The sequence below is a fragment of the Nocardia sp. NPDC004604 genome (assembly GCF_040609795.1).
GTDB lineage: Bacteria > Actinomycetota > Actinomycetes > Mycobacteriales > Mycobacteriaceae > Nocardia.
This window is the reverse complement of the sequence record NZ_JBEXLC010000009.1, coordinates 89,360-109,197: the sequence shown is the minus strand read 5'-3', so window position 1 is coordinate 109,197 and position 19,838 is coordinate 89,360. Positions and strand designations below refer to the sequence as shown.

The following is a 19,838-nucleotide window of genomic DNA, read 5'->3' as shown; positions in this document are numbered from 1 at the left end:
GAGGGGCCGGCGACCGGTCAGTTTCGCGGGGAGGCTGCGCTCGGCCCGATCGCCGGTCAGCTGCGGACGGTTGCTGTCCCAGTCGTATCCGGCCTTCTTCGCCGCCTGATGCGCCTGGTGCCCGGTCGCCTCGGGATGAGTGGCCAGATGGTTCGCCTCGACCAATGCCGCCTCGAGGCCGATCACGTCCTCTCGCAATGGCTTTCCAGCGATCAACCGGTTCCACAGTTCCGCCACGTCGGGGATCCGGTTCAGCTCCGAATTGCGCATCAGGTAGTCGCGGGCCCGCTGCAGATCCGTCACGATCTCCGCGCGCGGCCGGACATTGCCCTCGGCATCACGCAACCAGGTCGAGCCGTCGGCGTGTCTCGGCAATAGCGAACCGTCCGGATCCCGGACCCACTCATTGCTCTTACCGCGCACCCACTGTTTCGGATCGCCGCCGGAATACCGGTCGGGCTGCGCGGCGGCCTGGTCCGCGATCCGATGGACCAGACTGTCGCCCGCCTCGACCCGGTCGCGCTCGAATCGGTCGTACTCGCCATCGGTCCATTCCTGAATCCGCTCGCGCGCCTGCTCATTCGCCCGCCAGCGCTGCGCGAGCGATTCGGGGATCTCCACACTCTCGCCGGTGTAGGGACGGGTGACGCCGCCGTCGAGATGTTGCGCCTCCGAGCTGAACACTGGCTTCGCCAGATCGGCGCGATGCAGCGGTGCCGGATCGGGCCGCGCATCGTCGAACCACGCATGCGTGCGCGTCCCCCGGATCATCGGCACCAGATGAATCCAGTGGCCCTTGCGGACACTGGGGATCCACTGCTCGACACTGCCCAATGCGAAGGCGATCCGCGGATGCTTGTTCACGAAATCCACCGATAGCGGCACGTGCACCGACCGACCGTGCGCGGTATTGGCTGGCAGCCACTTGGTGGCTCCCAATATCACCTTGCCGACCCACGGGCGGTTCTGTACGAACTGGCGAACCCACGGATGATTCGGGATCCGATCGAGAATGCCCAGGCTCAGAATCCGCGCGTGGAACAGGTCCATGCCCACGTCGGACTGGAAGGTGTGGACACCCTCGGGCACGTCGTAGACCGTCTTCGAGAAGGGCAGGTTCTGTGGGAAGAGGAAGGCGGGTACCTCGCCCGGCTCGAAGTGGTGGAAGGGCGCCATGATCTTGTCGAAAACCGGAACCATCGACACCTTGAACAGGAACGGCGGCTGCGGCTCGGTCCACTTCGTCTTCTCCCAGGGCCGCGCATGCTTCTTCGGATCCGGCCACGCGCCCGACTTCTCCACCGCCGTCGGTGTGGTCGATGCCAATGCCTGCCCCGGCGCGTCCGGCTCGGCCAGCTCGATGCGCACGAACTCCACCTGCAACGGCAGTTTGTCCGACTGGGCCAGGCGCAGCACCAGTTCCAGATCCGTACCGGGCCGCAGGGTGGTCTGCAATGCCTGCCGGTAGCCAGCGGGCGAGGTATCGGTTCCGACCACCACAATGCGCTGATCCGGGAAAGCCCTGGACGGCTCGACCGCTGGCGCGATGCCGACGCGATCCGAAATCGGCAGCAGCCCCATCTCGTCGAGTGCCCGCAGGCCCAGCTGACCGTCGGCCAGCCGAGCCGCCTCATCCTGGGCCCGGCCCAAGCGGTCCAGCGCATCGCGCAGCGAATGCACCAGTTCCGTGCCGGGCGAGGGGACCCCGCGATAGGACGGATGCAGCTGTTGCGGATCCGGCACGTCGAAGGTGGCGGCCACCCGATCGCGCGCCTGCGTTGCCGCTTCGATCTCGCCGGTCAGCGCATCGTGCCGGTGGACCAGATCGCCGTGCCGATGCTCCAGTTCGGCATAGACGCCCTGCAGCCAATCGATTCTGGCCTGGGCACGGGCCAGCGCGGGTCCGGTCGCGCGAGCGAGTTCGCCGCGTTCCAGCGGGGTCAAGGCCGTGCCCGGTGCCTCGGCCGCCCGGACCTGCGCCTCGAGTTCCCGCACGGCGGTCCGGCCGGTCTCCAACTGTTCCCCGATGGGCTCCAGCTGGTTTCGCAGTTCCCGCCGGGCACCGTCCACCCGGTCCCGCTCCTGGGTGGCGGCCTCGACGCGGTCGATCAGCTCGAGGTCGGTGCTGAATTGCCGTACCTGCTGCTGGTCACCGATGGCACCGGTCAACTGCTCGTCCAGTTCCCGGATCCGGGTCTGCACCGCCTCCTGTTGTACGGCGAGTTTGGCCTGTTCGGATTCGACCACCCTGGCACGCAACAGATCCGCCTGCCTCCCGGCCGCATCCGCCCGGTCATCCAGCCGCCGCACCCGCTCGTCGAGTTCTCGGGCCCGATCGTGCAGACCGTCCTCGCGCGCCTGTCGCGCCTGCTCGCGCAGCCGCGTCGATTCGGCACGTGCGCGCGCCTCCTCGGTGGCCGCATGGCGATATTCGGCGTGCAGCGTACGGACCTCGGCCCGCGGCTCGGGAGTGGCGCCCATCATCAGTTCCCCGGACAAGCGGGGCGCATTCGGGTTGCCGAGGCCGCTGACCACCTCACCGGCACGGACAATGACGGCCTCGGTGGCCTCCGCATCCGCTCGGGTCGCGCCACCCGCCACTTCCGCCAGCGATTGCGGCGCGTGACCCGGCAGTGGTCTACCCTTCTCATCCGCCGCGATGAACCACTCCCGGCCCTGCGCATCGGTCTCGGTGTGGACCGCGGACTTGCCATTGACCTCGAAGTGGTTGTCCCCCTTGTAGGTCAGCGTGTAGACGTGCCCCTGCGCACCGCCCGCATTGACCTTGGCGCGCTGCTCCGCGATCAGCGCGCTCGCGCCCTTGCCCGCCCGCATCGTCGCATCGACGATCTGCGCATGGCCGGACGAGGAACGGTCCGGAGCGAAACCCTCGAATTTGCCGAGGGGAATCGCCCGCTGCACTTCGTGCAGCGGCACCCCGGCCAGACTCCGCTGCTGCGGCGCTGGCCCATCGGCCACCGGGCCCTGTGCCTGTTCGAGATGACGGAACGCCTCCGGGACACAGCTGTTGACCGCCGATTCCTGTGTCGTGCGCTGTTCGGGAACTCGGAACGACTCCTCGCCGCCGACCGGTGCCGGATGCGCCCGAGCCGGTTCCGGCATCGCGGGCCGATCGGCGACGTAGGCATGACTGCCATCGGATTCGCTCGAGACGACGGCGGATTCGCCATCGACGCGACCGGGCTGCGGATCGACCTGGCGCGGAGCCGGATCGTCCGGCGGGCGCGGCGGCGAAGCATCGAGGACGGCATCATCACCGCGGCGCTCCGAAACCGCTGGAGCACTCTGCTCAGCAGCCCGTGCGTCCGGAGCAGCAGGTTCCGGTGCGCGTCGTGCGGGCGAATCGTCGACCGGCACGTCGGGGCGACGCTGCTCCGGTACGCGTGATTCGGCCGCGCCATCACCATGTTCCGCGGGCCGAGCACGCGCACCGTCGTCGGATGCCTCGGGCGCCCGCTGCTCCGGGACACGGGCCTCGGACTCGACGCCGTGCCGTGCCTCGCCGTTGACCTGATCCGATGGAACGGCCCTATCCTGTTGTCCGGCCGCAAGATTCGGATCGCCGCTGGTGTGCTCGGAGGCGGCGATACCGGCGCGGGACTTCTCGGGAGCCCCGGTCCCGCCGCGCTGCACACCACCCCGGTCCGACTGTCCTTGTCCGGCAGGCCTTTCCGGCGTCGCAGGCGGGCGCGCACTGCCGTCGGATCCGGCCGCCCGCGCACCCGAATCCGCCGTTCGGGCAGTACCTTCCGTGGGCGTATGGGCACCCGACCCCGTTGACTGTGCTCCCGAACCGGCCGTCCTGGCCGAATTCTCGGCGGGTGTCGCGCCGGTGCCGCCGCCATGGCCGTTGGTAGCGGTGCTGCTCGCCAATTCGACACCCTGCTGATGCAGTTCCCGCAGCCTAGCAACATGCTGATCGCTGTATTGGTCACTCCGCTCACCGGCATTGGCCTGCGCCTTGATGTCGGTGGCTTCATAGATGATGGCGTCACGCTGCGCACTGGGCGGGGTTGTGTCGGGATGGGTTAGTCTGCTGACCTGTCTAAAGAGTTTCTTTCCTTCCGCGCTGGTCTCCGGGGTCACCACCGCGGGCTTGGCCGTGTGACCATCGGCCGCACGGGATGCCGTGCCATCGCCATGGGTGGACGCGCCGCTCGCCGCCGCGCTGCCCATCCGGGCGCCGCCGAGCGCCCCCATGCCGAAACCCGCGGCGAGCATCTGTGGACTGAACTTCGCATTGGGGTCGACCGCGGCCATGGCCCCGTACATCCCGGCGGCACCCGCGGCACCGCTGACCAAACCGGTGGCCAGACCCATGGTTCTCGGCGATACCGCCGCCCTGGCCACCGGATTGGCACTGGCCGCCATCCGCTGTCCGAGGTCCGATGACACCGCCTTGCCCAGCCCCTTGGATACACCGAGGCCAGCCGCCCGTCCGCCGATCCCGCCCGCACTCCAGGTCAGCGCACTGGTCCCGACCTTTCCCCAGTCGATCGGGCCGCCGGGATCGGAGATGAACTGGATCCCGAGATCGGCCATGGCACCGTGCATACCGGCCTTGGCCCCGGCCCCGGCCAGACGCACACCGCCGACCGCGGCCTTGCGGGCCAGCGAATCACCGGCCCACTTATCCATCTGCAGGCCGATCTTCTTGAGATAGGGCTTCAGCAGATTCCGCAGACCGGCCTTCGCCGCCTCCTCCGCCGCGAGTTCGGCCGCCTCCCGCTCGGTCAGGGCGAGGACTTCGCGGGAGATCGCCAGCTCCACCGATGCGGCCCCCATGCCGAAGGGCCACAGCTCCACGATCAAAGCTATGGCCGAATAGGCCGTCATTCCGGCGAATAGCGCCGACCACATCTGGTCCTGGTAGAGGTCCTTCATACCACCGTGGGTGTAGTCACCGAGATTCTCCAGTCCCGCAGCCACATTCGACACCGAGTTGTCACCGGCGAACTGCTTGTCGAACTCCTTTTTCATCTCGGCGGAGCCGTCGCCGCCCTCGTAATGTTTCAGTGCGGCATCGGTGGCTGCCTTCAACTCGTGCTCGAGCTTCCGTATTTCCTCCGCGGCCCATTTCCAGACCTCGCTGAGATCGTGCATGGGCGTCACGTGGCCGTTCGGATACGTCATGCCGAAATTCAGCGCAGTGAGAATCCAACTCGGAATCCAGCTCCACAGCGGAGTGATATCGATGAACATCTAGCGCCCCCTATATCGAGCTCACCAGCCCGACTCGGACACACCCGACGGTCTCTGGGGGGAATGTGTATGGTCCCACGGTGTCACATCGGTGAACACCATGGGCGGGTCCGCATCTGCGGCTTCCGCGCGACGGCGTGCGGAGGGCGGCGCGGTCGATACTTCGGGCCGGGCGGGCAGCATCTCGCGCAGATCGGGTAGTCCGGGGACGAACTCGGATAGCTTCGGTAGTCGCGCGGTCTGGGCGCGCATTTCATCGACCATCTCGCTCGTGCGCCGTTGGATCTGGGCCGCGGCGTCCTGTCCGGCCGTGGTGATGGCGGCGGCCAACTCGGCGTAACTCAAATCCGATACGTCATCGGTGAAGCGAGTCTGGATGACCACATTATTGGCATTGACCACCACGGCGACTCGTTTGCCCGCCGCATAGCCGGTCGCGGTGAGCAGAGCCTGCTTCTCCTGAGCTCGCGCAATGGATTCGACGCCCATCCGCATCATCTCCATGAGATCGGTGAATTGCCCGATCGAAATGTCGTCAGCCATCGAATCCTCCTAGCTCACCCCGGTACCCGACCACCCCGGTTCGGACTTCGCGCCGTCGGCGTCAGATGTTCTCGAAGTCGTCGTGGCCCGCATGATCGGTATCGGTCAGCGCCACGCCGGTGTCGGTCACGCCCTGCGAATAGTTCTGCAGTGTCTCGATTTGTGCCTTCAATACGCCGATCAGATTGTCGTGCGACGACTCGTAGCCGTTTTCTCCGGTGGCGAAATTCGGGCCGCGACCGTTGGTGCCCCAACTGCCCCAGTTCCACGTATTCACCGCATCCAGCCGCGAGACGATCGTCTGGATCTTGACGGCGACTTCGGCGAGGTCCGCCGACGGTTTGTTCAACCCGGACGGGCTCGCCCGGAAGCCTTCACTCATCTCGAATCCTCCTCCGAACCTGTGCTATAGCGCAATTCGATCACTGCATGGACGTCTGCCGTCCAAAATATGAAGTCCCGGCATACCGTCGGCGACCGGCTCCGGCCGACGCCCAACGGCACGAACATGATTCGACCGCGACACCACCGCTCCGGCCACCGTCAGCTGACGCATGGCGGCATCGATATCGGCATCCTCTCCGAAGGTGTCGGCCACCAATTCGCGGGTGATCTCGCCGCGTTCGACGGCAGTCAGCAAGCGCGCCACCGCGGTTCGCAGCCTGGGGCTCGGATCCGCCGACAGCAACCGGGCCACCGCCTCGATCGCGGTGTGGGTGTTCCAGATCTCCGGCATCGCCGCACCGCACTGCTGCACCGACGGTGATTCCCCGCTGCACCAGCGCTGGCCGTCCCACCAGAAGCAGAACGAGAGCAGGCCGACCGCCGCACGCGGGCTCAGCACCGCGTTGGTCACCCAATCCGGCGCTCCCGCATAGAGATTCGGCAGATCGACGCCGCCGTTATAGGCCGCGTTCAAGGCCGGTGCGTTCCATACGCCGCCCGACAGCACGGCGCGGCCGCCCGGCACGGTGTACAGCGTGGAGCCGCTGCTGCCGGTGCCCGCGCTCTCGAACCAGCCGTTCGTGGCCACCATGCGCGGACCACGATCGGACGAAACGGCGACGTGTGCCGCCGAAATCATCGCCCACCTGGCCCACAGCTGCGGAAACCGCGGAAACTCCTCGTCCACCGACCGGGCCGTCACCCCGCGAGCTCGGTCGGCGATAACCGCCGCCGCGGCCCGGCGCGGACGGCGGCACTGCCGCTCGGCGTGCCCCATATAGGCCGCGAGCCAGACCGGCAGGCGCGGACGCGGATGGGCCGCCACATCGGCGCGATAGGCCTCGGGACGGAAGAGCTGATCGGCGGGGAACGGCTCATCGCCGTAGTCGTAGTCGACCCCGATATCACCGGATGCGCTGGCCCACAACAGCAGTCGCCACCACGGCTCGGCACCGGATTCGGCGACCTCGGCGCGGTACCGACGCACGAGTGCCAGCACCGGCTCCGGCACCTCGAGGCGTGTCACGCGCAGCGGACCGGCGAACTCGACGCGCGCCGATTCGACGGTCACGGTCAGCGCGAAGACCGCGTCCAGCCGCCGCCAGCCGGGTGGGCCCAGTTCGGCCAACTCGTCGGCGATGTGCGAGATCAAGGTCTCGACCGGGTCGAGGACGATGTCCGTGACGCCGATCTGTCCGTCGCGCCCACCCGTCATCCGACCATCACCTCCCACGGAATCGCTACGCGCTGTTTGCTTCACTGCTCTCGTTCCTGTTACATCACAACCGATTCGGATCGCCCTGTTTCGGGCGTTCGGCAGTAGTCGCCATCGGTCCTATTTTCGATGGTGGCACGCGGATCGGCAGTCGTATCCCGATACCGCCGACGACTAGCTAAAGGGATTGTTAAGAATTCGAACCGGCCTCCGACCAGGGCATCTGCCGCCTCGGCGGTCGAATTATCCGGCGTCGAAATCCGATCGAAGTTTTTTCCTAAGGGACCGTTAGAACATCGGCCGACCCCTGGCAATGCGCTGTGACTACGCTCACAGTCGCCATTACTACGCCGGTAAGTGCGGCGCCAGAAGGAGATTCACAATGACTACGACACAACCCGTGGGCGAGCGCAGGGTCATCGCCAACGTGCTGCGTGGCTCCCTCGGCAATCTCGCCGAGTGGTACGACTGGTATGTCTACGCCGCGTTCAGCGTGTACTTCGCGCACAGCTTCTTCCCCAAGGGCGATTCCACCGCACAGCTACTCAACTCGGCGGCCGTCTTCGCGGTCGGCTTCCTGATGCGTCCGATCGGCGGCTGGATGCTGGGTCGCTACGCCGACCGCTTCGGACGCCGTGCGGCACTGACCCTCTCGGTGACGGTGATGGCCGCGGGTTCGCTGCTGATCGCGTGCACGCCCGGCTATCAGACGATCGGCCTGGCCGCCCCGGTGCTGTTGGTGCTGGCGCGGCTGTTGCAGGGGCTGTCCCTCGGCGGTGAATACGCCACCAGCGCAACGTATCTGTCCGAGGTGGCATCGCCGGGTAAGCGCGGGTTCTATTCGAGCTTCCAGTACGTCACGCTGGTCGCGGGTCAGCTGGTCGCACTCGGCGTGCAGATCGTGCTGCAGCACATTCTCAGCGACGCGCAGATGAACAACTGGGGCTGGCGCATTCCCTTCCTGATCGGCGCGGGCGGTGCCCTGCTGATCATGTGGCTGCGGCGCAGCATGGACGAATCCGAACAGTTCCGTGCCGAATCCGATCGCTCGGCCCGCGGCTCGCTGCGCGTGCTCGCGCAGTATCCGCGCGAATGTCTGATCGTTTGTGGGCTCACCCTCGGCGGCACCGTCGCGTTCTACACCTACACGACCTACATGCAGAAATTCATGATCAATACCGCGCATATCTCCAAGCCGACCGCGGCCTGGATCAACTTCATCGCACTGCTGGTCTTCGTGGTGCTGCAGCCGCTGGCCGGAGCGCTGTCCGACCGGATCGGACGGCGCAAGCTGCTGATCTTCTTCGGCATTGCCGGAACCTTACTGACCGTGCCGATCATGACCGTGCTCGCGCACACCCGCAATCCGATCGGCGCATTCGGGCTGATGATGCTGGCCCTGGTGATCATCACCGGCTACACCTCGATCAATGCGATCGTGAAGGCCGAACTCTTCCCGACCCGGATCCGGGCGCTCGGCGTCGGCCTGCCCTATGCGCTGACCGTGGCGATCTTCGGCGGTACCGCGGAAACCATCGCGCTGGCATTGAAGAAGGCCGATCACGAATCGTTGTATTTCTGGTACGTCGCGGCCTGTATCGCGATCTCGCTGACGATCTACTACTTCATGCGCGAGACCTCGAAGAACTCCGCGATCGAGGCCGAGGCCGAGACCGGCGCCGAGGTGACCGTCCATTGAGGATGGCAATGCGCAAACGCCTGCGCGCCGAACCTTCGCTTTGCAAGGATCGGCGCGTGCGGCTTGTGCTGGTGGAAGACGATGACGGGGTGGGCGACGCGCTACAAGCCGCGCTCACCGCCCGCGGTTACGTCGTCGACCGCAAGCGCCGCGGCGCGGACCTACTGCGCACACACCGTGACTACGACGCGGTGATCCTCGATCTCGGACTGCCCGATATGGACGGTCTGGAGGTTTTGCGGCGCCTGCGCGAGGTCAGCTCGGTGCCGGTGTTGATCCTCACCGCACGGGCCGGGGAGCGCACCATTGTGCTCGCGCTGCGCTCCGGTGCGGACGACTATCTGGTGAAACCGCCGCGCATCGCGGAGCTGGTCGCGCGACTGGAGACGGTCACCCGGCGCGTCGTCATCCACACCTCCCCCGTCGAGGCGGTCGTTTCCCACGATGTGCGAGTCGACCTGATGGCCCGGCAGGTCGAAGTGGCCGGTGTGCCGATCATGCTCACCCACAAGGAGTTCCAGCTGGTCCGGATCCTGGCGGAGCGACCGGACACCGCCGTGAGCCGCCAAGAGCTGATGGACCGCATCTGGGGCGATTCGTCGGCCTCGGTATCGCGGGCGTTGGATGTGCACATGGCGGGGCTGCGCGCGAAACTCGATCGCCCCGGTCTGATCACCACCATTCGTGGCTTCGGCTATCGCTGGAGCACCGATGGCGGCCCTCAGGCCTGAACGGATCCGTGCCGCTGCTGGAAGCGCTGCTCGAACTCGGCGGCATAGACCGACGGCGCGACCGATGACGAAGACTGTTCCAGCACACCGTCATCGGCGACATAGAAGATCGCCCGACCGATCGAGATCTCACCGGGTTCGGTCGGCACGTACACCATCCAGCCGACATTGATCCGGTCCGCGCGCAGATTCTCCAGCGGATAGCCGGTGGTATCCATATTTTGGTCCAAAATGTACTGCCGGACCTGCACCATCGCGGCGTCCCGCGAAATCGGCTGCGGCAGTGTGATCGTCACACCGGCCAGCGTGAGCTGGTAGAGGGCGCTATCGATATCGAAGGTGCCATCGTCGCCGAAGACCTCGACGAGCGTATCGCGGGTGACGACACCGATTTCCGCGGCCGACACCAGGTTGGCCACCGCCGCGCGCTGCCCATCGGTCGGCTCGTCGGCCACCAATCCGGCGACCACACCGGCCACGGTATCGGAGGTCCAGATGCCGGGCACCGCATCGCTGAGCGCGACCGCGGACGGCGAGTCACCGCGATACCACCTGCCGCCGTCCCACCAATAGCAGAACGACAACAACCCGCTGGCCGCACGGGGATTCAGCACCGGATTGGCGATCCACTCCGGCGCACCGGCGTACAGCCGCGGCATCGGCGCACCGGCGTTGTAGACGGCATCGAGTTCGGCCGCGTTCCACACGCCACCGGACAGTACGGCGCGACCGCCCGGCAACGCATACAGCGTCGACCCGCTGCGTTTGGCTCCTTCGAACCAACCGAGTGCAGGCAAAACCCTTGGCCCCCATTGGGATCCGGCGGCGACGAAGGCGGCCGCGATGACCGCCCAGCGGGCCGACAGCACCGGGAAGGCCGGAAAGTCCTGCTCCGACAGCACCGGTCGCACGCCAGCTTCCCGGTCCGCGCGCGCCTGGGCGGCCGCGATGAGCGCCGGGCGCGACTGCCGGTCGGCGTGGCCGACATACGCCGCCAGCCATACCGGCAGCTTTTGGCGTGGATATGCCTGCAGATCCGCGGCGTAGACCTCGGGCGGGAACAGGTGGTCGTCCGGGAAGGGCTCGTCGCCGTAGTCGTAGTCGACCTCGATCTCGCCGGTGCTCGCCAAGTTGATCAGCAGCCGCCACCAGGGGCCGTCGCTCAGTCGGGCCGCGAGGTGCCGCTGTTCCCGAACCAGTGTGAGCACCTCGGGAGCGGGCTGGGCACGGGCCTCGCGCTGCTCGTCGTCGGCGAAGGTGACCAGCGCGAATTCGGCGGTGGTCGTCATGACGAAGACAGCGGCGAGGCGGAGCCAGCCCTGCGGGCCACCGGAGGCGAGTGCGCGGGCGATCCGGTGGATGAGTTGTTTGGCCTGCTCGGCCACGTCGACCGGGGGTTCGTCGAGGGTGAAGCCGATATCGGGGGCGTCCTCGTCGACGGGGGTGTCTTCGCCGGGGGTATCTTCCGTGCGGTCGTTGTCGGTGGCTTCGAAGGCCTTCATGAACTCGGCCATGAATTCCGCGTCGCCGGAAGCGTCGGGTACGGCCTGCTCTTGGTTCGGCTCGTTCGCCTGGTTGTCGTTCGCCCGGTTGTCGGGGGCCTCGCCGTCAGGTGTGGTCACGTCGCCGCAATCTCCCTCATCTGCGCACCGCGCGCCGTGGACCGCGCACAGTGCCCGAGCAATTACCGTTCCTATCCTGGCACAGCGCCACGACACACGATTCCGGAAAGCCCAGGGCTTAACCGATCCTGAAGGTAGAGCTTTGGAAGGCCGCTCGGGAGGATGCTCATGGGCAATTCCGACCTTGCTGCCCGCGTGTTCATCCGGCAGGGCATGTTCGTAATGTCGAGCAACGCATCGGGATTCGCGAACAACATCACTAGCCCGGGAATTCACCGGCATCGGCGACAGTGCGATCTGGAGATGAAGAAGGGCGCTCCGACTTGCGATAATCCTTCTTGCTGAGGAAAAAATCATCGCAAGTGAGGAGCACCCTTCCGGTGCGGAAGTCCATCTCGCCGTATCCGGTGTTGGCTGTGGACGGTGCTGGTTCGGGGACTGCATCGCTGGCCGTGGCGGTGCTGCTGGTGCGCACCGCTGAGCGGATCGGCCTGGTCAAAGGCTTGTCGAAGGCGTTGGCGCCGTGGCGTAAACCTCTCGCCACGCACGATCCGGGCAAGATCGTGCTGGATCTGGCGGCGTCGCTCGCGCTCGGTGGCGACTGCGTGTCGGACCTGGCGGTGCTGCGGGCGAACCCGGTGTGTTCGGGCCGGTCGCATCGGATCCGACGGTGCCGCGTCTGGTGACTGTCCTGGCGGCTGATACACCGAAAGTGTTGGCGGCCATCGCTTCTGCGCGCGCGGATGCATGTGCGCGGGCGTGGATTCTGGCCGGCGAACGCGGCACCGGTCACGTCTCGACGCTGAGCATCCGCTGCTGATCGATCTCGATGCCACCTTGACCGACGCGCACTCGGAGAAGGAGAAGGCGGCACCGACATTCAAGCGGGGCTTCGGTTTCCACCCGTCGTGGGCATTCATCGATCACGGCGAGACCGGTACCGGCGAGCCGGCCGCGGCCATGCTGTGAGCCTGTTCCCCCACCCGTGCTGGGATGCTGCGCAGCTTGTTTCGGATCGGTGAGACGGCGTGGGTTGCTGCCGTCACTGCCCATCTCCCAGGCCTCACTCCTGACTTGGACGCTGAATCACGGGTGAAACGAGTGAAGAGGATCCTCATGTGGTCGGGGGGAGAACGACGGGTGCCCGGTCGAATCGTCGGTGAGTGGTCGGATGTGGCTAGTAATAAATGCCATCCGCTCCGGAATCCAACTCGGAGATCACCTGGCAAATGGCGGAGCTGGTCAGGTACCAGCTGGACGATCGAGTCCTGCCGGTCAAGGCAATGCTCATGTTGACCAACAGGACTCGGCTACTCCTTACGTGGTGTATTCCGCGCTGCAATCGCCGTTGGTGGAGTGGTTGCTGAGCTCACCCAGCCCCCGATTGCTCGACCTCAGCACCAAGGCGAGGCGGCCCGATTCCGTCAAGGTATTGCGCAGGAGGTACTCGTTGTCCGGTCCCTGCACGCGGGTAGTGGTTTCCGCGTTTCCGCTGCGACCGGTGTCGAGGTTGGACCAAGTGAACGAGAAGCGCTGCTCGTACTCTGTATCCGATTGTGCGTCCGTGTGAACGTACAAGTTCAGGATGCCTGAATTGCCGGGCTCCGCACTCACTACAGTGGATGCCGTGCGCTGAGCATTATCGGGGGTGAGGAAGGTGAACCGGCAAAGTTCCACAGCCCCGGGGGCCGGAACTGCGAATGCTGCGGGTGCGCTACCAACTGTTGCCAAGGCTGTGCACCCGACGGCTGCGATGCCGAATAAAGCTGAACGCATATGTGATTTCATCGAGACTTCCCGTCGAATGAAGGTGAATCTGAACTACTGGACACGCGCCACGAGACCCGCCCCCAAGACTCCTCACGCGAGACCTGATCTCGCCCGAGGCGAACCACGCACAGCGTAGCAAACATTCGTCGATATCCTGCTCAGTCCTGTGCGCCGGATCGGAAGTCACGCAACGGCGTTGGAGCGGAAACTCTGTCGCTCGGGTACCAACCCGCTGCGATCATCGAGGCTCATCATCGTGACACCAACCAGCTCCGCGTCACCGTCGTGCTGGGCGGCAACAGAACTCCCGGAGTTACCGCAGAAGCCACGCTGGGAATCGGCAAAGGTGTTGTACCAGAACAGCTCGCGCTTGACCCCGTCCACTCGAACCCGTCGCGAGGGAAACGACCCACGACGTCACGGGCTACCGGACAATCTCTGACAATGTGGACAACTGCACAATTCCCCTCGCCACGGCCAATAATAGGTCTTGATCGCAAAGACCCTATTGTGCAAATCACTAATCCAGCGGCGCATAATTAGGCGGGGGTTGCGAAGGCGTCCAGTTCGCGGACTGCGCGGGTGTCGCTCCAGGGCGCCAGCAGTCGCCGAGTCTCTGCATATTTCTCCCGAACTCTCGGTGAGGTGTTCGTCCGGGAGAGTGCCAACGCCTGCTTCGCGGCTGCCACAGATCGATCGAGATCCAGCGGTGCGGCGATTCGGGAGAGGCGCAGTAGCGTCAACGCTCGGTGGCGCGTCGCGTGTTCAGGGATGAACTGCAGCGATTCCTCGACTGATTCCGCAGCACCACGCCGATCACCCGTCGCTTCCAGTACTGAGCCTGTGACATCGCTGGTTACCCATCCCGCCATCCAATACGCGTATGAATCGTCCGGTGTTGTCTCCGTGATGTGGTCTCCGGAAACGGCTTTCAATTGCCTTCGGGCGTCTTGTCGCCGATTGGCGTGTGCGAACGCTTGTGCAGATCGCAGCGCCCGGTAGTCCGCCATTCTGCGATCACGGACCTTGATATCCAATGCTGCATCGGCGTAGTCGGCCGCGTCGGCGTAGCGGCGGGTCCACACGGCGAGGTCGGTGCGATGCACCAAGATTCCGGCCTGGACGTCTGTATCGCCCGCGTTTTCGGCATGCTGGAATGCCTGCGCGAACAGTGCGTCGGCCAACTTCACGTCGCGCTGATCCCATGCGGCCCAGGCTGAGGATGCTACAGCTTCGGCGGTCAACTGAGACAGTTGTGGCTTCAGTAATTCGGGGCACGCGGGCAACAGAGTCAGACAGGTACGCGCCATCGCATCCACCAGGGGCTTAGCAGCATCGGATCCGAGCGAATCATCCAGCAGCATTCCCGCATGAACCGTAGTTCGAAGATGATCAATAGCCGCTGGGGACACCGTCGGCCGGGCTGTTCCGGCGGTCGCGGCCAGCGCTGCCGTTGTCATGAGGAATTGTCTGCGGTCCACATCGGTCTCCTCGGCCAACACTTCGAAGCGCGCCCGCGCCACAGGGTCCAGTGTCACCCAAAGCGTGTCGAGTGCAAGCTGCGCGGCAGCGTTGACGCTGGATTCCCCTCGCTCCCAACCGGAAATCGTCCGCTGCCCAGCGTCGATCAGTCGGGCGAAATCCCGCTGGCTCATGCGCAACGCCGTCCGTAGTGCTCGAACAGTTTCACCGGTCCACTGCGTGGTCACCGCCGCCCCTCGCTAAAACTCGCTCAAACCTGCGTCTTCCCGCTCTGCGCTCCGCATCGTCCCAGGTCCAGGGTGGATACGTACCAGGAATGAGGAAACCAATACTCCTAGATGTGCGACGAACAGGACTGAGCCGATGCCCCTGAACGCTTCAACGATTACCGCGTCCCGCGCCACACCGTCCGCAGCGGTTACCGAACTCCCGGACTGTCGAGTATCTGGCCCTGTCGCACAATCCTTCGGTTCGCGAGGGTGACGAAAATGCATGCGACAGAACGAGACACATTGCGGAACGAGAGTGGCCCGCTGAAGGCGGTCGGACTCGTGCGGGCCGAGGTGTCAGGGGTGGAGGCGCCTCGGCATGCGGAAGCGGTGCAGCGGCATGCACGGTTGCTGGGCTACCAATATGTGTACACGGTGCGGTCCCCGCATGACACCCCAGATCCGATCGGGTACGCCCTCGGTATCGCGGCCGGGCTCGATGCGGCCGCGATCGTGGTCTACGACCTGGCTCAAGTCGACGATCAACCGGCGCGGGTGTGCGAGGACTTCGATCTCGAAACCGTCTGCCCCGCAACCACATGGGCAAGGGTCGCGCACCGGGCCAACGCCGAGATGGGACCGGCGTGATGAGCGAGCGCACGATCGTCACGCCGCCGAGGGTCTGCGCGTATGCCGATGTCGAGTTGGCGCACGAGCAGATGCGCGAGCATCGCGCCTGCCAGGTCGGTCGATGCGTGTGGAAGACGGCGGCGTACTACACGCTGGTCCATGCGGGTCGGCTCGCGCCGCAATCGTTGACGCCGCGCGAGCGTGCATTCGCGCGAGGGCTCGAGTTCCCACCGCTGGACCGCGAGTTATGCGGAGAGGGCGGGCCGACAGCACGAACGCTGCGTGAGGTGCTGGACAAACTCACCGAGTTTGGCCCTGCCAGTTCCCAGTACAGGTACGGGCGTTGACAGCGGCGGCCACGGGTAGGCGATTCCGGACTCCGAGATGAGCGAGTATCACACCGAGGTGGACGACTGGCAGGCAATCTGGCGGATTGACCAGCGCTGTATTCGAATATTGTTGGTACACAACATCTTGGAATCAACAACGCTGATGTCTGCTCCTACCTCGGACACCGCGCCGGACCTGGTCCAGATGCGCGAGCGGTTCCCGAAGCTATCGCGATTGTGGGATGCGATACGCCATGAGTACTGGTCTGAACTCCGTGCGTCCCAACAGCATTCATAAGAAGTCGCGCAAATTGGGTTCCGAGTCGGCCCGGGATGCGGTGCAGGCACGGGCCTGGCGATCACGAAGTTGCTTCCAACCAGGCCGCTCCATCGAGCCCGCACCCGCCTGACCGACCCACTCGAATTCGTTGGCGTTTCCGCGTGGAGCCGGCGATGATCGGTGGGTGGAGGTCACCACCTCGGACGGCGGTTCCTGGCGAATCGGAACCGACGCGGAGAGCGCATGGATCGCGGACGGTACGTCGGCCGGCCTGACCATCAGCTCCGCGATCCCGCCGGTCTTCGACAGGTACGCCACGATTGTCGTGCCGGAGGACGACGACGTGGCGTGGGAAGCGCTGGACCGAGCGCTGGTGTCGGTTCTGCGCATCGAGTCTGCGAACCAGCGTTGGTGGTTGGGATACCTCGATAACGGCGTCGACGACGTCGTCTTTCCCGAAGCTCCCCGGGTGACCCTGTATGCCAATTGGCACTACGTGCTGGTCGAGGCGGGGCCGGAGCAGGCGCTCACCTGGCGCAAGCTGACTTGGCGTCAACGCCGTAGCCTGCCCGACCTAATTTTTCCAAGCAACCGTTGCTGGCTGGTATCGCGGTTGTTCGACGACGACTGGATCTGCGTCGGCGGTCCTACCGGACTGGTACACAAGCTTCTTCGCCATCCCGACCTCGAGATACGTCGAGTGGAACTCGGGCAGGACGCGACTCCCCCGGGCCACATCGCGATATAGCCACGGATTCGGGGTAAGGCGCGGGCGAGGATCGACGACGTTGCGGACGGAGAGAGTCCGGCTGCCGCGCCAAATTCGCTCTCGCGCAGAGCTTCTGATTTTCGGCCCGACATGTCGTGCCGAGCGTCGGCATATGAGGGTGTCGAAAGTGTGCGTGAGCTCCGCTGGCCCGACGCGAGTGCAGTTAGCGAGGGATACGCGGCTATAACCGGGCCAGCTTCGCCCACGCCGAGAGTATTGCCCACCACCAGCGAATCCGGGCGAGCACCCCATGCTCGACCGGTGCACGTGGGTCAGCGGGTGAAGATCTGGGTGCGGCGTGTCGGGGTGGCGCAGACGTCGTGGATCAGGCGGCCGAGGTCGAGTTCGGGTGGGAGCGATCGGTACAGCAGCTGGCAGACCACAGTGCCGGAGGCCGTGACGGCGAAGCGGGTTTGCCGGTTCGCGAGGGGCTCCCATTCGGTGGCGACGAGTGGGCCGTCGAGATTGATCGTGTTCGCACCGACCCGCAGCGCAAGACCGGATCCGTCGCGATAGAACACCACGGATACGTCACCCAGATCGCCGTACACACCGACCTGCGGACCGATGCCCCCGCCGACCGCCCGCAGCGCACCGGTCTCCGGGTCGAAGTGCGCGGGCACACCGAATCCGGAGAACGGTTGCACGAAAAGACTGGTGCCATCACCATTTTGGACGCCGCGATACCGAATTTTGTTGTTTGTCGGCCGATTTCGATTGGTCGATGATGGTTGGTTGACAGGCGGCATCATCGGCGGGGTCGAAGACGGATCCGATTGTTGCGTGTTACCGGCGTAGGTCTGCTGCTGCGTGGAACCGGAGTGGTCCTGGTGCTGCGTTGAATCGGGGTGCTCCGGTTGCTGTGGCATGTAGGGGTGCGCCGGTTGCTGCGACGAATCGGGCCAGCCGGAACCAAGCGGGTCGGATGGTGCAATCGGCGGGGGCAGATGTGGGGGCTCCGTGGGTTGCGCAGGCGATGACGGCGGCATCGGCGACTGCGGATGCGCCGGATCGTACGAGCCCGGCGGCGTCGACGGATCCTGCCATGGGAAATTCGGTGGGGTCGGGTGGGCAGGCAGGCGCGGCGCGGTCGGTGGGTCCGGGAGCACAGGAGGTGTCGGCGCGACTGGCAGCACCGGAGGCGTTGTCGGAAGCGTCGGCGGCAACGGATGCGTCGGAGTTGTCGGCGACACTGACGAATGCGGAGGCACGGGCGGTTTCGGAAGTTCCGGCACCGCCGGAGGTTCCGGCACCGTCGGTGGGAGCGGAGGTGTCGGCGGCACCGGCACATACGGCGGCACCGGCAGATCCGGAGGGACCGGAGGCGTGGGTGGAACCGGAGGTTGCGGAGGCACCGGCGGCTGCGGAGTCGGCGGTACCGGAGGCACCGGTGGGACCGGCGGGGTCGGGGGTTGCGGAGGCACCGGCGGTTTCGGCGGTACCGGCGGGACCGGCGGGGTCGGGGGTTGCGGAGGCACCGACGGCTGTGGAGTCGGCGGTTGCGGGGGTACCGGCGGTTTGGGCGGCACGGGCGGCTTCGGCGGCACCGGGTGCTTCGGGGGATGCGGCGTCGTCGGGGGGTGTGGCGTTACCGGCGGGTTCGGCGGCGTCGGCGGGTTCGGCGGCGTTGGGGGATGCGGCGGCCGGGGTTCCGGTGGGTGCTTCGGTAGCGGCCACGTCGGATCGAAGGGGGATCGGCGCGGTGGATCAGGCAGATCATATTCGTCGTATTGCCTTGGCGGATGCGGGATATGGGAACGCAACCGCGAACCCGGCAGCTGCGACTGCGGCGCCGAATCCCCCGAATGCCCCTGCCCAGGCGGAGGCTCCTGCCCACCGGGCGGCTCCTGCGCACCGCCCCGACCCGAGCGCCCCGCACTCTCGCCGTCGCCGCCATCGCGCCCCCGCCGCGCACCCCCATCCGACGACTCCCCCTCACCCGCACGATCACGACCGGCCGCGCCTTCGGACGACTCCTCATCACCCGCACGATCACGACCAGACGCATCGTCGGCGGACGCCTCAGCGCCGACGGGATCCCGCCCCGACGTACTGTCGGACGACTCTCCAGTGCCGCCGCGACCGCGATGTACACCCCCCTCGGACGGTTCTCCGGCGCCCGCGCGATCACGACCGGCGGTGCTCCCCAACGGATCCTGACCTTGTTCGGGCGCGGGGTGGGACTCAGACCGGCTACCTGTATCCCCGGTGGCCCGCTGCTCATCGCTTGCCGGATCACGACCTGGCGGGGGCTCCAACGGATCCCGACCACGTTCAGACGCACCGTCTGTCGCCAACCGACCATCAGCGCCACCCGACTCAGTGGATTCCGCACCCTCGCCAACCGAGGACACATCCCCTGCCGGCGGCAGTTGATCGGTTGCCGGATCACGATCCGGTGCGGGCTCCGACAGATTCTGTTCCCGCCCAGCCGATCCATTGTCGGGGTCGGCGGGCGGGAGGGGTTGGGTGGTGGATGGGTCCTCGGTGTGGTCGGGGGCCGAATGCGGTTCGACGGGCGTCGATTCGGAGGATGGATCGGGATGGGGTTGTTGCGGAAGGTGGTTGGTTGCGGCGCTCGGCAGCTCGGATGAATGGGGGCGTGGGGGGAGGTGGGGCTGGTGGTCTACGCGGGGTGGGGCGTAGGGGATCTTGGTGCGCCAGTCGGTGCGGGGTGGGCGGTTGGCGTTCCAGTCGAAGCCGATGCGGATGGCGTGCTGGTTGGCGTCGTGCCAGGCGGCGATCGGGTTGCGGTGCAGGTAGTTCGATTCGGCGAGGGCGTCCTGTAGAAGCAGGATGTCTTGTGGGAGTGGGTTTCCCGCGATGAGACGGTTCCAGGCCTCGGCGACATCGGCGACGGCGTCGAGCGGGCGGCGGCGCAGAATGCCGTC

Annotated in this window: 13 protein-coding genes and 1 pseudogene (1 of these 14 cut by a window edge); 6 read left to right on the top strand and 8 right to left on the bottom strand. The window is 66.0% G+C overall.

The features are described 5' to 3' along the window. The 4 genes from ABZW16_RS06235 to ABZW16_RS06220 all read right to left on the bottom strand — a co-directional run. Positions 1-5,223, bottom strand: a 5,223-nt coding sequence (locus tag ABZW16_RS06235) for a hypothetical protein (RefSeq protein ID WP_354952772.1), incomplete at its 3' end; no start/stop codon positions are given. 21 nt (positions 5,224-5,244) lie between these two features. Continuing rightward, a complete protein-coding gene (locus ABZW16_RS06230) occupies positions 5,245-5,766 on the bottom strand; it encodes a YbaB/EbfC family nucleoid-associated protein (RefSeq protein ID WP_354952770.1) in 522 nt (173 codons plus the stop codon). Positions 5,767-5,827: 61 nt separating this feature from the next. Next, entirely contained in the window at positions 5,828-6,148 is a 321-nt protein-coding gene (locus ABZW16_RS06225) for a hypothetical protein (RefSeq protein ID WP_354952768.1), read from the bottom strand. Positions 6,149-6,172: 24 nt separating this feature from the next. After that, the gene (locus ABZW16_RS06220) at positions 6,173-7,426 is read right to left on the bottom strand and encodes a hypothetical protein (RefSeq protein WP_354952766.1); all 1,254 of its coding nucleotides are present in this window, start codon (positions 7,424-7,426) and stop codon (positions 6,173-6,175) included. Between the two features lie 382 nt (positions 7,427-7,808). On the opposite strand from ABZW16_RS06220, the gene ABZW16_RS06215 reads away from it, so the two are divergent. Together ABZW16_RS06215 and ABZW16_RS06210 are read left to right on the top strand one after the other, a co-directional pair. Further along, complete coding sequence (locus ABZW16_RS06215; RefSeq protein ID WP_354952764.1) at positions 7,809-9,125, top strand: MFS transporter; 1,317 nt, start codon at positions 7,809-7,811, stop codon at positions 9,123-9,125. Between the two features lie 56 nt (positions 9,126-9,181). Next, on the top strand, positions 9,182-9,856 hold the full coding sequence (locus ABZW16_RS06210; RefSeq protein WP_354952762.1) for a response regulator transcription factor: 675 nt from the start codon (positions 9,182-9,184) through the stop codon (positions 9,854-9,856). On the opposite strand, the gene ABZW16_RS06205 is transcribed toward ABZW16_RS06210, so the two are convergent. Next, entirely contained in the window at positions 9,847-11,478 is a 1,632-nt protein-coding gene (locus ABZW16_RS06205) for a hypothetical protein (RefSeq protein WP_354952760.1), read from the bottom strand. The genes ABZW16_RS06210 and ABZW16_RS06205 overlap by 10 nt on opposite strands. A gap of 380 nt (positions 11,479-11,858) precedes the next feature. Between ABZW16_RS06205 and ABZW16_RS06200 the strand changes: the two are divergent. Then, a pseudogene (locus tag ABZW16_RS06200) lies at positions 11,859-12,444 on the top strand (transposase); the annotation flags it as partial. Between the two features lie 987 nt (positions 12,445-13,431). On the opposite strand, the gene ABZW16_RS06195 reads toward ABZW16_RS06200, so the two are convergent. Together ABZW16_RS06195 and ABZW16_RS06190 are read right to left on the bottom strand one after the other, a co-directional pair. Further along, positions 13,432-13,632: a hypothetical protein gene (locus ABZW16_RS06195; protein ID WP_354952758.1), complete on the bottom strand. Its 201-nt coding sequence runs from the start codon at positions 13,630-13,632 to the stop codon at positions 13,432-13,434. 155 nt (positions 13,633-13,787) lie between these two features. Continuing rightward, the gene (locus ABZW16_RS06190) at positions 13,788-14,957 is read right to left on the bottom strand and encodes a helix-turn-helix domain-containing protein (protein ID WP_354952757.1); all 1,170 of its coding nucleotides are present in this window, start codon (positions 14,955-14,957) and stop codon (positions 13,788-13,790) included. A gap of 285 nt (positions 14,958-15,242) precedes the next feature. On the opposite strand from ABZW16_RS06190, the gene ABZW16_RS06185 reads away from it, so the two are divergent. The 3 genes from ABZW16_RS06185 to ABZW16_RS06175 all read left to right on the top strand — a co-directional run bounded on the left by ABZW16_RS06185 (position 15,243) and on the right by ABZW16_RS06175 (position 16,926). Continuing rightward, positions 15,243-15,587, top strand: a complete 345-nt coding sequence (locus ABZW16_RS06185) for a hypothetical protein (RefSeq protein WP_354952755.1) — start codon at positions 15,243-15,245, stop codon at positions 15,585-15,587. Then, complete coding sequence (locus tag ABZW16_RS06180) at positions 15,587-15,916, top strand: hypothetical protein (protein WP_354952753.1); 330 nt, start codon at positions 15,587-15,589, stop codon at positions 15,914-15,916. The genes ABZW16_RS06185 and ABZW16_RS06180 overlap by 1 nt, the downstream gene beginning before the upstream one ends. A gap of 446 nt (positions 15,917-16,362) precedes the next feature. Further along, the gene (locus ABZW16_RS06175) at positions 16,363-16,926 is read left to right on the top strand and encodes a hypothetical protein (RefSeq protein ID WP_354952751.1); all 564 of its coding nucleotides are present in this window, start codon (positions 16,363-16,365) and stop codon (positions 16,924-16,926) included. Positions 16,927-17,219: 293 nt separating this feature from the next. Here ABZW16_RS06175 and ABZW16_RS06170 read toward each other — a convergent pair whose 3' ends face one another. Further along, positions 17,220-19,838, bottom strand: partial view of a hypothetical protein gene (locus ABZW16_RS06170; protein WP_354952749.1) — the 3' portion only. 25,830 nt of this gene lie beyond the right edge of the window; only the last 2,619 of its 28,449 coding nucleotides appear in the window; the start codon falls outside the window, past its right edge — the gene reads right to left on this strand; it ends in the stop codon at positions 17,220-17,222.